A 14070-nucleotide genomic window follows, 5' to 3' on the forward strand; every position below is an offset into this window, starting at 1 on the left:
GTTATGACTGTTCCAACCATGCCGATTACATTAATGTTAAAAACATATCGTCACATTTTTCCTAATGTAAATAAAGAGCTATCTTACTGGAAGAAAAGAGCAGAAGCTATTCCCAACTCCGAATTAAGGAACCAGGCACTTGCCAGCATAAGACATAAAACCTTTCATTGTGAAGGTGGAGCAATTATGTCCCTCCTTGCCAATGATAAATATAAAGAAGCGATGCGTTTTATTGTTGCTTATCAAACGATCAGTGATTATTTGGATAATTTATGTGATCGGAGTACTTCTTTAGATGTCAAAGACTTTTCAGCCTTGCATGAAGCAATGACTGATGCACTGACGATTGATGGTGAGATTAGCGACTATTACCGGTTTAGACAAGAAAAAAACGATGGAAATTATTTAGTTGATTTAGTTTCCACTTGCCGGGACGTGTTAAAGAGGAATCCAAATTATCGAACGTTTAATAAAGAATTACTCGAACTATGTCATTATTATTGTGATCTGCAAATTCATAAACATGTCAATCCTAATGAGAGGGTTCCAAGATTAACTCGATGGTTTCATGAGCATAAACAGTCCATCCCGAATATGGAGTGGTATGAGTTTTCCGCCTGTTCAGGTTCTACACTTGGTATTTTTTGCCTTATTTCCTATTCAATGAATAAACAATATAAGGTGCAGGATGTCCAACATATTCGTAATGGTTACTTTCCATACATACAGGGACTTCATATCTTATTGGATTATTTTATTGATCAAGAAGAGGATAAAATGTTCGGTGATTTGAATTTTTGCTCTTATTTTGAAAATAAAGATGTATTGTTTACTCGTTTAAAACATTTTATGAAGCAATCGGATTTATATACAAAAAATTTACCTTATAAACGATTTCACCAGCTAATTAATCGAGGTCTTCTAGGCCTTTATTTATCAGATGAAAAGGTGAGAGAACAAAAAGATGTTCGCAAGTTAGCGAAAAGTTTAATGCGAAATGGTGGGCCGATTTGTTACTTTTTCTATGTAAATGCTTTTCTATATCGAAAAGTGAAGTCGTTCAATATCGGATTACAAGAGAGTAAAGAAAAAAAGAGATCAGCCCGATACGTAGGCTAATCTCTTTTTTCAATGGCAATAATGAATGGGGGATGGTTATTTTGATTAATAAAACCATATTGAATAACATAAGCTAACTTTTGGTCAATGGATTTAACATGTTTGATGATGGCATCCCGCTCTATGACCCCCTCGGGATGACCGTGATAAATGACTAAAACAATAATCCCTTCGACGGCCATGATGTTAAGAAGCTGATCTATGGCAGATATTGTTGTTAATGGCTTTGTTACAATCGATTTATCTCCACCTGGTAAATAACCAAGGTTAAAAATAGCACCTGTAACTTTGCCGTGTAAGTGCGTTGGGATGCTCTCCTTTACCTTTTCATGGCCATGTTGAAATAATGTAACCATTGAGGTTAATCCCTGTTCTATCAATCTGTCTTCGGTATTTACAATGGCTTGTTCCTGAATATCGAATCCATATACATGTCCATTTGGACCAACTAGACGAGCCAAAAATTCAGTATCGTGGCCATTCCCCAGTGTTCCATCTACAACAATATCCCCGGGTGAACATGCTGCTTCTAATAAGTTCCTCGCAAAAGGAAGAATTTGTTTTACTTTCATACTTTTACCCCATCCCAAAGTTTACCTTGCCAGCTATTTCTACGCTCCAATTCCTGGTCAATCGCATTAAGGACTTCCCATTTATTTACACTCCACATCGGTCCAATCATCAAGTCAATTGGTCCGTCCCCAGTAATCCGGTGAACAATCATTTCCGGGGGTAATATTTCTAATTGATCGCAAACTAAGTGTACATAATCTTCAAAGGATAAGAATTGGAGCATCCCTTTTTCATATTGCTTTACCATCGGTGTGCCTTTTAATAAATGGAGAAGATGGATCTTTATGCCTTGAACATCGAGCTTTGCGACTTCTTTAGCCGTTTCCATCATCATTTCGGTTGTTTCAAGTGGGAGACCGTTAATGATATGAGAACATACTCGAATGCCATGTTTACGAAGCTTTTCTACACCCTCGATATAGGTTTGAAAGTCATGGGCCCGATTAATCAAATGAGCGGTTTTCTCATGGACTGTCTGTAACCCGAGCTCTACCCATAAATAAGTCCGTTCATGAAGCTCTGCTAAATATTCTACAACATCGTCTGGTAAACAATCAGGTCTAGTCGCAATCGACAGACCGACAACACCGTCAAGATTGATCACAGATTCGAATTTTTGTCGTAGTTCACTAACAGGTGCATGGGTATTAGTGAAGGCCTGGAAATAAGCTAAGTACTTTCCATCCTTCCACTTTGTGTGCATTTTATCTTTTATTTCATAGAACTGCTGTACAAGGTTATCGCCGCGGTCTCCCGCGAAATCTCCTGAACCGGCAGCACTACAGAAGGTACATCCACCATGTGCAACTGTACCATCCCGATTAGGGCAATCAAACCCACCATCTAAACTTACCTTAAATACTTTATGTCCAAAGGTTTCTTTTAAATGATAATTTAATGTATGATAACGTTTATGATCAAACGCATATGGAAAAGAATTCTGTTGCTTCATCTTACCAACCTCTTTTTTACTCAAGAATCTAATCATTTTATCATATTTAGTTCCGTTATCCAATTTCCCTTCTTATATTGTCAAAAATAAGCAGTCCTTCTTAGTGTAAGAAAAAATCGGATCTGAGCAAAATAAGAGAGTGAAGCTTTGTCTTGTGAGCTTTACTGAGAATGAATCACAGGAGGGGTTTGGATGGCAACTCGAGATTCAATGAATGAACTGAAGCAGCAATGTGAAGATGTGCTTAGATTTGCGAACGACCAATATCAAGAAAGCAGCTTACAACAACAATACAATGATGATAATTATATACAATCATTGCAACAATTAGAAAAAGCCTATAATGATATTGCGATCATGGCCCATAGTGCGAACGGACAGCAAAGAGAAGAACTGCATCGTTTACGTTTGCAAATTCAACAAGCTCAAAATAAAATGATTCTTCTTCAGCATTAGGAGGATGGCGAAATGAAAAAACGTTCAAAACAACAAAATCCCGAACAAAAGACTCGTAATGGGGTAAATAATAACGATTTAGAATTAGGGGCAGATTTTGATTTAATTAAGCAAGCTAAAAAGAAATATGAACAGAGCGGTGGCCAGCCGATCAAATCAAAACAACATACAGAATAGTGAGATGAGCTGATCCTTAGGGGTCAGCTCTTTTTACTTCTAAAAAAGTATTAAGAATACATTAGAAAAAATGGTTGCTATTTTAAATGATAATTATTAAAATATAGATATAATTCAGAAAATTTAAACAAGGGGAGGAATTGCATGGAAAACTTAGATCAAAGGGATGTATTGAAAAATAATCAAGAGAATTATGATTTTGAAAAAATCGCAAGTAGCCCAGAGTTTGGAAGGTTGATGAAGTCAAAGAGAAATTTTTTAATTCCATCAACTGTTTTATTTTTGGCTTTATATTTTTTATTACCGATTTCGACTTCGTACACGACGATTTTAAACAAGTCTGCTATAGGTTCTGTTTCTTGGACTTGGATATATTCTTTAGGATTGTTTATCATGACATGGATTCTATGTATTCTTTATGTAAAAAAAGCTGTACAGTATGACCAATCGGCGGAACAAATCATTGAAAAGTATGAGGCCCAAGGAGATCAGAGCGTATGAGCAAGATTGCACTCGTTTTATTTGTTGCGATTGTTGGGATGACCCTTATCATTACCTACTGGGCCGCAAAACGAACAAAAACAGCAAGTGAATTTTATACAGCTGGTGGTGGTTTAACAGGATGGCAAAATGGACTTGCTATCGCTGGTGACTATTTGTCAGCTGCATCCTTTTTAGGGATTGCAGGTGCAATTGCATTGAATGGCTTTGATGGATTTTTCTTTTCTATTGGTTATTTGGTTGCCTATTTAGTCGTCCTTTATATTGTGGCAGAGCCATTAAGAAATTTAGGGAAATACACAATAGCTGATATGATTAATGCCAGATTTGATCAAAAAAAGGTACGGGGTGTTGCTGCCTTAAGTACAATAACAATCGTCATATTTTACATGATAGCCCAATTGGTTGGTGCGGGTGCCTTGATTCAACTTTTATTAGGAATTGATTACTGGATTGCGGTTTTAATTGTTGGGGTAATGATGACCATCTACGTTTTATTTGGCGGTATGACAGCCACTAGTTGGGTGCAAATCATCAAAGCTGTATTATTAATGGTAGGGACCGTAGTCATTTCATTTTTAGTATTAGCTAAATTCAACTTCAATATCTTTACGATGTTTAGTGAAATGAAAACATTAACGCCACATGGAGAAAATTACTTGAACCCAGGTGTCAAATATACGAATGGTCTTGATACGATTTCTATGATGGCTGCACTTGTATTAGGAACGGCAGGGCTGCCGCATATATTAATGCGCTTTTTTACAGTAAAAGATGCAAAGACTGCTCGCAGCTCTGTCGTTACGGCAACATGGGTGGTTGGGATATTCTATATTTTAACGATATTTTTAGGATTCGGGGCAGCTGCTTTTGTTGGTTCACAGGATATTATTAGTGCAAATGCTGCAGGGAATATGGCTGCACCCTTATTAGCTAAAGCGCTTGGCGGTGACTTTCTTATGTCATTCGTATCTGCGGTAGCATTTGCGACAATATTGGCTGTAGTCGCAGGCCTCGTTTTGTCAGGAGCTTCCGCTTTTGCACATGATATTTATGGACAAATTATTAAAAAAGGTAAAGTTACCGAAAAGCAACAAATGCTGGCGGCTAGATATGCATCAATTAGTGTTTCCGTACTGTCCATTATTCTCGCTCTTTTTGCTCAAAAAATGAATGTTGCTTTTCTAGTTTCGTTGGCTTTCTGCGTTGCTGCAAGTGCAAACTTACCAGTCATAATTTATACGATATATTGGAAAAAATTTAATACGACAGGTGCTATTACTGGGATGTTGACGGGATTAATAAGTGCCTTGGTACTTGTGGCTATTAGCCCAAATGTATTGAACCCAGAACCTGGCGTTGCAATTCTTGTTGGAGATCCGATTTTTACTTTGACCAACCCAGCAATTATATCTATTCCAGCTGGCTTTATCGGAGCATTTATAGGAACTGTAGTTTCCAATAAATGCGATGAAAAGAAATATGCTGAAGTTATTGTTAAAGCAAACACAGGAATCCATAATCGTTAAGAAATAGCCAACATTTCGATATTGAAATGTTGGCTTTTACCTATAAAAAATCGTTCGTTTATTTTTGTATCATTCATCAGTATGGATTTCCCTAACTTTGTTAATACTTATAGATGTAATTTTAAAATATACATACTAACAAATTATGTTTCACGACATATATTGTAGAGGATAATTTCTAATCTTGCATCTTAGTGAGAAATTATATACAATAGCATTATAAATTGAATAGTTTGAATGGCTAAGATAAGGAATAGTAGTGGTGTCGAAAACCTGTATTAGAGAGCTGACGGTTGGTGCAAGTCAGTCTGGACCATCGCGAACTCGCCTTTGAGTTGCAGATATGAAACAAATAGTAATATCTGACGTAAACCTGCGTTAAGGGATTTTGAGCGAGTGACTTGATCACTAATTGTGGGTGGTACCGCGGGAGATACATAATCCTCTCGTCCCAATTTGGGATGAGGGGTTTTTTATATTTAGCAGCTTTAACAATAAGGTATTGTAAAGAAAACGTCTTTTATTTTAGAGTTTTTAACATTGATTAGTAGGAGGAACACAAGATGAGCTTCAATCATCATGAGATCGAGAAAAAATGGCAGAAATATTGGGAAGACAATAAAACATTTAAAACAAATGAGGATAAAGGTAAACGTAAATTTTATGCACTAGATATGTTTCCATATCCATCTGGAGCAGGTCTCCATGTCGGCCACCCAGAAGGCTATACAGCAACCGATATTCTTTCCAGAATGAAAAGAATGCAAGGATACAATGTTCTACATCCGATGGGTTGGGATGCATTTGGTCTTCCTGCTGAACAATATGCATTAGATACAGGAAATGATCCGGCTGAATTTACAACACATAATATTAATAATTTCCGCCGTCAAATTAAGGCATTAGGTTTTTCATATGATTGGGATCGCGAAATTAATACAACAGATCCGAAATACTATAAATGGACACAATGGATTTTCCTCAAGCTGTATGAAAAAGGTTTAGCCTATATTGATGAGGTACCAGTTAACTGGTGTCCTGCTCTAGGTACGGTACTCGCTAATGAGGAAGTAATCGACGGGAAAAGTGAACGCGGTGGACATCCTGTTGAAAGACGTCCTATGAAACAATGGAATTTAAAAATTACGGCTTATGCTGATCGTTTATTAGAAGATCTAGAAGATTTAGATTGGCCGGAAAGCATTAAAGATATGCAACGCAATTGGATTGGTCGATCTGAAGGTGCAGAGGTTGACTTTAAAATAGATGGTCATGATGAAGCGTTTACCGTTTTCACGACTCGCCCTGATACGTTATTTGGTGCCACCTATGCGGTGCTTGCTCCGGAGCATAAATTAGTCGAAAAGATTACAACATCTGATCAAAAACAAACGGTAGAGAAATATTTAGAAGAAATTAAAACGAAAAGTGATCTAGAAAGAACGGACCTTGCGAAGGATAAGACCGGTGTATTTACAGGTGCTTATGCTATTAACCCTGTTAACAATGTGAAAATCCCAATTTGGATTGCTGATTATGTTTTAGCAACCTATGGCACGGGTGCGATTATGGCTGTACCTGCACATGATGAGAGAGACTATGAGTTTGCAACAAAATTTAATCTTAACATTATTGAAGTTGTTGCTGGTGGAGATGTTTCAAAAGAGGCATACACAGGTGATGGTCCCCATGTGAATTCCGACTTTTTAAATGGACTAAACAAAGAAGAAGCGATCAGTAACATGATCAAATGGCTAGAGGAAAAAGGCATTGGTACGAAAAAGGTAACCTACCGTCTTCGTGATTGGTTATTCAGCCGTCAACGTTATTGGGGTGAACCGATTCCTCTTATTCATTGGGAAGATGGTACAATGACTGCTGTTCCAGAAGAGGAATTGCCTTTAATGCTACCAGTTACGGATGAAATAAAGCCTTCAGGAACAGGGGAGTCTCCACTTGCCAATATCGATAATTGGGTAAATGTTGTAGATCCTGTAACAGGTAAAAAAGGCCGCAGAGAAACGAATACAATGCCACAATGGGCAGGTAGCTGCTGGTATTACTTACGTTTCATTGATCCGCACAATGATCAAGCGTTTGCTGATCCTGAGAAATTAAAAGAGTGGTTACCGGTTGATATTTATATTGGTGGAGCGGAACATGCTGTCCTTCACTTATTGTATGCTCGTTTCTGGCATAAATTCCTTTATGACATTGGTGCGGTTCCAACAAAAGAACCATTCCAAAAGCTTTTCAACCAAGGAATGATTCTTGGAGAGAATAACGAGAAAATGAGTAAATCAAAAGGGAATGTAGTAAACCCTGATGTAATTGTGGATAGCCATGGTGCAGATACATTACGTTTATATGAAATGTTTATGGGACCACTAGAAGGATCGATTGCATGGTCTGCAAATGGGGTCGATGGTTCAAGACGTTTCTTAGACAGAATCTGGCGTCTATTTATTAACGACAACGGAAATGTGAATCCGATTATAAAAGAAAATGTTGAACAAGAAAGCGGGCTTGAAAAAGTTTATCATCAAACCGTTAAAAAGGTAACAGAGGATTATGAAGGTTTACGTTTTAATACGGCTATTTCGCAGTTAATGGTGTTTATTAATGAAGCCTATAAAGCGAAGGTATTGCCAATTAGCTATGTAGAAGGCTTCGTTAAGCTTATCTCTCCAATTACGCCACATATTGCTGAAGAGCTATGGGAAAAGCTTGGTCACAGTAGTACAATTTCTTATGAAGCATGGCCAGCTTATGATGAAGCAAAATTAAAAGATAATGAAATTGAAATTGTCATTCAAATTAATGGCAAGGTAAAACATAAGTTAGTTGTTCCAGTAAATACCAATAAGGATGTATTAGAACAACTAGCGATGGATGACGATAAAGTGAAGGCACAAATTGATGGAAAAACAATTCGCAAAGTGATTGCTGTTCCAGGTAAGCTTGTTAATATTGTAGCGAACTAACAAAAGTGAATGGGCTGTATCTTTTCATCTAAGGGGTGATACAGCTCTCTTTTTAAAAAATGCTTTTTTGTATCGAAAGCTTCCGACAGGTACATATTCTCCCCTTTTATTAGGGGTGAGATAAATACAAGCTGATGGGGGAGCCTTTAGCTAAATGAAGTGAAAGCCTCCGGCGGTTGCTATTTGGTTTCAAAAGAAAGGATCTTTGTGCGAGCGAAGGTATGATCTGGTCGCAAATCCGTTGAGGCAAATTTGATTCTATAATAAAGGGGAAATGGAGTAATGGGAGATTTTCCGATTATCACAACAGATGAATTGCAAAAAAAGGTAGAGGCTGGAGAAAAGCTTCATTTAATTGACGTACGTGAAGACGAAGAAGTGGCACAAGGAATAATTCCGGGAGCGAAACATATTAAAATGATGGAAATTCCGGCCCGATTAAATGAGCTTGACCGCGAAACTGAATATATCTACATCTGCCGTTCAGGAAATCGCAGTTCTCAAGTATGTCATTACTTGCAGGAACAAGGCTATAAAGTGAGAAACATGGTTGGTGGCATGTTAGAATGGAAAGGAAAAGTAGAATAGTTTCTAAATGAAAAGGGCTAGTGATGAAGTCACTGCCCTTTTCTTGTGTTTTTTTGTTATTTATAAGTGGTTAGCGGAAAATCATTGTTTGAAGTAGAAATTGCTGTTATCAATGGGTCGATAGCGTCAAAATCGTAGCCTTAAGTAAAAATTGCAGTTATCAGCAAGACGATAGCAGCAAAATCATCGCCTAAAGTAAAAAAATAGCAGTTATCAGGCAGGCGATAGACGCAAAACTAACACTTGAAGCGTAAAATTGCAGTTATCAGCAAGTCGATAGCGGCAACATCATTGCCAGAAGTAAAAAAATGCTGTTATCAGCACGGTGATAGCAGCAAAATCCATGCCTTAAGTAGAAAATTGCTGTTATCTCTAAGGGCATAGAAACAACTCCGTGGTTCGACTCGGAAAATTGCCTTTCACCTCAATGCCCTCCAAGATAGGCCATCTTCACTTGTTCACTTGCTCGAAGCTCTTCTGCAGCTCCATGAAGCACGACTCTTCCGGTTTCGATAACATAGGCACGATGAGCAATCGATAGAGCCATATTGGCATTTTGTTCAACAAGCATAATGGTGGTGCCAGTTGAATTAATTTCTTGGATAATATGAAAAATCGTTTTAACTAAAAGCGGTGCAAGTCCCATTGAAGGTTCATCTAAAAGCAATAAACGAGGTCTTGCCATTAAGGCTCGTCCCATCGCTAACATTTGTTGCTCGCCGCCTGAAAGTGTACCAGATGCTTGCTTTCTCCTTTCAAGCAGCCGAGGAAATAGTTCATATACTTTTTCGAAATCCTTTTTTATTTCTTGCTTATCCCTGCGAAGATACGCCCCTAACTCAAGGTTTTCCTCCACACTCATCGCTGCAAAAACTCGTCTCCCCTCAGGAACTTGAGAGATTCCTTTTTTTACAATCCATTGTGTTTGTTTTCCATCAATTGAAACCCCGTCAAATGTGATACTACCTTTTTTAGGATTTAATAAACCAGAAATCGTTTTAAGTAAGGTTGTTTTCCCAGCGCCATTGGCTCCGATTAATGTAACAATTTCTCCTTGTTTTACGTCTAAAGAAACTTCCTTTAAAGCATGGATATTTCCATAATAGACATCAATTCCATCTACTTTTAGCATATTATGACACCTCCTCACCCAGGTAAGCCTCAATGACTTTTGGATTATTTCTAATCTCATCAGGAGATCCTTGCGCAATTAATTGTCCATGATCCAACACATAAATCCGTTCACATACCCCCATAACCAATTGCATATCATGCTCAATGAGAATCACGGTTAAATTAAATTTCTCACGAATAAAGGCAATCAATTTCATTAAGTCCCTTGTCTCGTGGGGGTTCATACCGGCGGCAGGTTCATCGAGCAGTAATAATTCTGGATTTGCGGCAAGGGCCCTTGCGATTTCAAGTCTGCGTTGCTGTCCATATGGGAGATTTTTAGCCTTTTCGTGTTTGTACGGATCTAAGTCAAAAATCTTTAAGAATTCAATGGCCTTCTCTTCCATTTCTTTTTCTCCGGAGAAATGCTTAGGCAGACGTAGGATGGAAGATATCATCGAGTGTTTTGCTAATGAATGGTAGGCAACTTTTACATTATCAAGGACAGATAGTTCCTTAAATAATCGAATGTTTTGGAAGGTTCGGCTAATTCCTTTTTGGGTGATTTGAAAAGGGTGAAGCCCATTTAACTTTTGACCATTTAGCAAAATACTTCCCTCGGTTGGGACGTAAACACCTGTCAATAGATTAAAAAAAGTCGTTTTTCCGGCCCCATTTGGTCCAATTAATCCAACTAATTCCCCTTTATGAATTTCTAAATGAACACCTGAAACAGCTTTTAAACCGCCGAATACAATCCCAGCATGGTCCACTTTAAGCAGAGGTGTGTTTGTTTCCATTATGAGGTCCTCCTTCCTCTACTGGACGATTCTTAAAAAAAGATGTTAGTTCTTTTGTGCCCATCAATCCTTGTGGACGATATAACATCATGATAACGAGCACAAGACTATAAATGACCATCCGTGTTTCAGGGTAATCTTGTAGGAAAGTCGAAACAATAGTTAACAGAATGGCAGCAATGACCGACCCTGAAAGACTACCTAAACCACCAAGGACAACATAAATTAAAATGTCAAATGATTTTAAGAAACCGAAATTTGATGGTTGGATAATATAGAAGTTATGTGCATAGAGAGAACCAGCAACACCTGCAAAGAAGGCGCCGATAATAAAAGCACTCACTTTGTAGTAGGTCGTGTTTATTCCCATGGCATCTGCAGCAATTTCATCTTCTCTAACTGAAATACAAGCCCTTCCGTGGGTGGAACTCGTAAAATTTCGAATCACGATAATCGTAATAAGAGTTGCAAAGAAGACCCATGGCCAAGTGGTTAAGTGGGAAACTTGCATTCCGCTCGCACCGCCAACATAATCAATATTCAGTAATATAATCCTGACAATTTCACCGAATCCTAGTGTTGCAATGGCCAAATAATCGCCTTTTAAACGAAGGGTCGGAATTCCAATGACAATCCCTGATAAGGCTGCCGCTATACCACCCGTTAGAATGGCAAGTGGAAAGGGAAGACCGAGCTTCATTGTAATGACGGCTGATGCATAAGCGCCGACCGCTAAAAATCCTGCATGTCCAATTGAAAATTGTCCGGTAATACCGATAATCAGATGTAGACTAACTGCTAGAATAATATGAATAGATATTGTAAAGATCATATTTTGGTAGAAGGGATTAATTTGTCCTCCGAGAATTAGGTATTGAATAATGAAAAACACAGCAACAGCTAATAGAATGGATAGCCAAAATCCCTTCGTCAGTTTAATAAAAGACATGGTGTTCACCCCTTACACTTTTTCCTTTGCATTTTTGCCAAACAGGCCTGATGGTCGGAAAATTAAAATAAGGATTAAAACAATAAAGGCTACACCATCACGCCATAAGGAAAACCCTGCAGCACTTACAAGAGATTCGATCACACCTAGTAACAGTCCTCCGACCATGGCACCCGGAATGATGCCGATGCCACCTAAAACTGCGGCGATAAACGCTTTTAAACCTGGAATAATCCCCATTAACGGGTCGATTTTAATATAATAGAGACCGAAAATAACTCCAGCTGCTCCTGCTAAAGCAGAGCCAATTGCAAAGGTTGCTGAAATTGTATTATTAACATTGATTCCCATTAATCTAGCTGCATCATAATCGAGTGAAACGGCCCGCATCGCTTTTCCAATCTTTGTTTTATAAACAATGAATTGTAGCAAGATCATCAGGGCAACTGAAATTCCTAAAATGGAAAGAGATTGACTGCTAATAGAGATGCCAAATAATTCAATATTTTTAACAGGAAGAACATCTCCGGGATAAGCTACTGGTTGTGCCCCGCGTAAATAAATAAAACCATTCTCAATAAATAAAGAAACACCAATAGCGGTAATCAAAGCTGCAATTCTCGTTGCATTACGTAATGGTTTATAGGCAATTCTCTCAATAAGGACTCCAAAAATAGCACATATAACCATAGATAGAATGAGAGCTGGGAATAATCCAATTTCAAGAACAGTAATAGAGAAGAAACCTACAAATGAGCCGATCATAAACACATCGCCATGGGCAAAATTAATTAACTTAACAATCCCGTATACCATCGTGTATCCAAGTGCAATAAGTGCATATATACTTCCAAGTGAAATTCCGTTTACAACTTGCTGTAAAATTTCCATATATGCCCACCCCTAATTTAAGTCATCTAAATCCATTTAGAAAAAGGGGGCTTAGCCCCCTTTTTCAATATTGTCCTATCGGCTAACATTATGATGTTAGCCCAACACGATTATGGATTTACCTTTGTTTCAAAGACTTGTTCGCCATTTTCATAAGTTAAGATCGTGGCTGTTTTTACAGGATTATGCTTTTCGTCATATGTGAAATTACCTGTTACGAGAGATAAATCTGTTGTTTCTGCTAATGCTTTCTGAATCGCTTCAGAGTCACCAGATCCAGCACGCTTAATCGCATCAGCTAGTAAATATCCAGTATCATATCCAAGTGCATTAAAAGCATCAGGCTTTTTGCCATGTTTCGCTTCAAAGGCATTTACAAAGCTTTGTATTTTTTCATCTGTATCCCCAGAAGAGTAGTGGTTCGTAATATAAGCGTTATTAAGTGCATCAGCACCTGCAATATCAACTAGAGTTGGAGAGTCCCAACCGTCCCCGCCCATAAATGGTACGTCTAATCCTAATTCTTTTGCTTGCTTTATAATTAATCCAGCTTCTTCGTAATAACCAGGAATATATACAAACTCAGGACTTTTACCTTTAATACTTGTTAATTGGGTACGAAATTCAGTATCCTTTGCTGCGTAAGCTTCTTGAACGATAACTTTTCCGCCTTTTGCTTCAAAGGCTTTCTTAAAAGCTGCTGCAAGCCCTTTAGCATAATCACTGTTATTATCAATTAAAATAGCAGCCGACTTTACCCCTAAGTTGTCTGCTGCAAAGTTAGCTGCAATTTCACCTTGGAATGGATCGATAAAACATGTTCTAAACAGAAAATCATTTAACTTTCCATCTTTAAAAGTAATATCTGGATTTGTACCAGATGGTGTGATTACAGGTACTTTATTATCTTGAGCAAGTTGAACTTGTGCTAATGTATTTGTTGTTGTAGCAGCCCCAACAATCGCAGATACTCCATCTTGATTAATTAATTTTAAAGCACCACTTGTTGCCTCAGCTGCTTCAGACTTATTATCATGTTTGATTAACTCAATTTTCTTCCCATCAATGCCTTCTTTGTTAATTTCTTCGATTGCCAGTTCTAATCCATTTAAAATTCCTGTCCCATAAGAGGCGACGTTTCCTGATAATTCCAGGTTGGCACCGATTTTAATTGTGTAACCGCCGTCACTCTTTTTTTCGGTAGTAGAGGTTTGTTCCGCTCCACCAGAACATGCGGCTAATACACCAGCCGATAGGACAAGTGACATAAATGTGGCTTGTAATCTTCCTTTTTTCATTGTCATCCCCCTTGTTTTAGTGACTTTTCTACTAATTAGATAGAAAAGTCAGAATAAATAATATATTTTAGAATATTCTACATCATTAAATCTATTACGTCTATTGTTTTACAAAAAATAGGGTATCATTAACTGTTTAC

Annotated in this window: 14 protein-coding genes and 1 other annotated feature; of the genes, 7 read left to right on the forward strand and 7 right to left on the reverse strand. The window is 37.9% G+C overall.

Annotated features, from left to right (window positions below; genetic code table 11):
• The first annotated feature begins 3 nt into the window (after positions 1-3).
• Positions 4-1119 (forward strand): tetraprenyl-beta-curcumene synthase family protein, encoded by a 1116-nt coding sequence (locus tag R4Z10_RS04530; protein ID WP_338472018.1) that lies wholly within the window; start codon positions 4-6, stop codon positions 1117-1119.
• Here R4Z10_RS04530 and R4Z10_RS04535 read toward each other — a convergent pair.
• Both R4Z10_RS04535 and R4Z10_RS04540 read right to left on the reverse strand, forming a co-directional pair.
• On the reverse strand, positions 1116-1691 hold the full coding sequence (locus tag R4Z10_RS04535) for a class I SAM-dependent methyltransferase (protein WP_338472019.1): 576 nt from the start codon (positions 1689-1691) through the stop codon (positions 1116-1118). The genes R4Z10_RS04530 and R4Z10_RS04535 overlap by 4 nt on opposite strands.
• Entirely contained in the window at positions 1688-2644 is a 957-nt protein-coding gene (locus R4Z10_RS04540; protein ID WP_338472020.1) for a TIGR01212 family radical SAM protein, read from the reverse strand. Before R4Z10_RS04540 ends, R4Z10_RS04535 begins: the two co-directional genes overlap by 4 nt.
• Before the next feature lie 192 nt (positions 2645-2836).
• On the opposite strand from R4Z10_RS04540, the gene R4Z10_RS04545 reads away from it, so the two are divergent.
• The 6 genes from R4Z10_RS04545 to R4Z10_RS04570 all read left to right on the forward strand — a co-directional run bounded on the left by R4Z10_RS04545 (position 2837) and on the right by R4Z10_RS04570 (position 8879).
• Positions 2837-3100, forward strand: a complete 264-nt coding sequence (locus tag R4Z10_RS04545) for a YtzC family protein (protein ID WP_338472021.1) — start codon at positions 2837-2839, stop codon at positions 3098-3100.
• A gap of 12 nt (positions 3101-3112) precedes the next feature.
• A complete protein-coding gene (locus tag R4Z10_RS04550; RefSeq protein WP_338472022.1) occupies positions 3113-3277 on the forward strand; it encodes a glycogen biosynthesis protein GlgD in 165 nt (54 codons plus the stop codon).
• Positions 3278-3421: 144 nt separating this feature from the next.
• Positions 3422-3778, forward strand: a complete 357-nt coding sequence (locus R4Z10_RS04555; RefSeq protein ID WP_338472023.1) for a DUF485 domain-containing protein — start codon at positions 3422-3424, stop codon at positions 3776-3778.
• Entirely contained in the window at positions 3775-5307 is a 1533-nt protein-coding gene (locus R4Z10_RS04560) for a sodium/solute symporter (protein WP_338472024.1), read from the forward strand. Before R4Z10_RS04555 ends, R4Z10_RS04560 begins: the two co-directional genes overlap by 4 nt.
• A gap of 234 nt (positions 5308-5541) precedes the next feature.
• Positions 5542-5764: a binding site (T-box leader), on the forward strand.
• Between the two features lie 106 nt (positions 5765-5870).
• Complete coding sequence (gene leuS, locus R4Z10_RS04565; RefSeq protein ID WP_338472025.1) at positions 5871-8291, forward strand: leucine--tRNA ligase; 2421 nt, start codon at positions 5871-5873, stop codon at positions 8289-8291.
• A gap of 282 nt (positions 8292-8573) precedes the next feature.
• Positions 8574-8879, forward strand: a complete 306-nt coding sequence (locus tag R4Z10_RS04570; protein WP_338472026.1) for a rhodanese-like domain-containing protein — start codon at positions 8574-8576, stop codon at positions 8877-8879.
• 424 nt (positions 8880-9303) lie between these two features.
• On the opposite strand, the gene R4Z10_RS04575 is transcribed toward R4Z10_RS04570, so the two are convergent.
• The 5 genes from R4Z10_RS04575 to R4Z10_RS04595 all read right to left on the reverse strand — a co-directional run bounded on the left by R4Z10_RS04575 (position 9304) and on the right by R4Z10_RS04595 (position 13930).
• Positions 9304-10011, reverse strand: coding sequence for an ABC transporter ATP-binding protein (locus R4Z10_RS04575; protein WP_338472027.1), 708 nt, complete (start codon positions 10009-10011; stop codon positions 9304-9306).
• Between the two features lies 1 nt (position 10012).
• Positions 10013-10792, reverse strand: a complete 780-nt coding sequence (locus R4Z10_RS04580; RefSeq protein WP_338472028.1) for an ABC transporter ATP-binding protein — start codon at positions 10790-10792, stop codon at positions 10013-10015.
• Positions 10767-11741 (reverse strand): branched-chain amino acid ABC transporter permease, encoded by a 975-nt coding sequence (locus R4Z10_RS04585; protein ID WP_338472029.1) that lies wholly within the window; start codon positions 11739-11741, stop codon positions 10767-10769. Before R4Z10_RS04585 ends, R4Z10_RS04580 begins: the two co-directional genes overlap by 26 nt.
• Positions 11742-11753: 12 nt before the next feature.
• A complete protein-coding gene (locus R4Z10_RS04590) occupies positions 11754-12632 on the reverse strand; it encodes a branched-chain amino acid ABC transporter permease (protein ID WP_338472030.1) in 879 nt (292 codons plus the stop codon).
• Positions 12633-12742: 110 nt separating this feature from the next.
• Positions 12743-13930, reverse strand: coding sequence for an ABC transporter substrate-binding protein (locus R4Z10_RS04595; protein ID WP_338472031.1), 1188 nt, complete (start codon positions 13928-13930; stop codon positions 12743-12745).
• Between the last annotated feature and the right edge of the window lie 140 nt (positions 13931-14070).

The organism is Niallia sp. XMNu-256, assembly GCF_036670015.1.
GTDB lineage: Bacteria > Bacillota > Bacilli > Bacillales > Cytobacillaceae > Bacillus_BD.

Coding starts and splice junctions, on each gene's coding strand:
- R4Z10_RS04530 (WP_338472018.1), top strand. CDS start 4: ATGACTGTTCCAACCATGCCGATTACATTAATGTTAAAAACATATCGT.
- R4Z10_RS04535 (WP_338472019.1), bottom strand. CDS start 1,691: ATGAAAGTAAAACAAATTCTTCCTTTTGCGAGGAACTTATTAGAAGCA.
- R4Z10_RS04540 (WP_338472020.1), bottom strand. CDS start 2,644: ATGAAGCAACAGAATTCTTTTCCATATGCGTTTGATCATAAACGTTAT.
- R4Z10_RS04545 (WP_338472021.1), top strand. CDS start 2,837: ATGGCAACTCGAGATTCAATGAATGAACTGAAGCAGCAATGTGAAGAT.
- R4Z10_RS04550 (WP_338472022.1), top strand. CDS start 3,113: ATGAAAAAACGTTCAAAACAACAAAATCCCGAACAAAAGACTCGTAAT.
- R4Z10_RS04555 (WP_338472023.1), top strand. CDS start 3,422: ATGGAAAACTTAGATCAAAGGGATGTATTGAAAAATAATCAAGAGAAT.
- R4Z10_RS04560 (WP_338472024.1), top strand. CDS start 3,775: ATGAGCAAGATTGCACTCGTTTTATTTGTTGCGATTGTTGGGATGACC.
- leuS (WP_338472025.1), top strand. CDS start 5,871: ATGAGCTTCAATCATCATGAGATCGAGAAAAAATGGCAGAAATATTGG.
- R4Z10_RS04570 (WP_338472026.1), top strand. CDS start 8,574: ATGGGAGATTTTCCGATTATCACAACAGATGAATTGCAAAAAAAGGTA.
- R4Z10_RS04575 (WP_338472027.1), bottom strand. CDS start 10,011: ATGCTAAAAGTAGATGGAATTGATGTCTATTATGGAAATATCCATGCT.
- R4Z10_RS04580 (WP_338472028.1), bottom strand. CDS start 10,792: ATGGAAACAAACACACCTCTGCTTAAAGTGGACCATGCTGGGATTGTA.
- R4Z10_RS04585 (WP_338472029.1), bottom strand. CDS start 11,741: ATGTCTTTTATTAAACTGACGAAGGGATTTTGGCTATCCATTCTATTA.
- R4Z10_RS04590 (WP_338472030.1), bottom strand. CDS start 12,632: ATGGAAATTTTACAGCAAGTTGTAAACGGAATTTCACTTGGAAGTATA.
- R4Z10_RS04595 (WP_338472031.1), bottom strand. CDS start 13,930: ATGAAAAAAGGAAGATTACAAGCCACATTTATGTCACTTGTCCTATCG.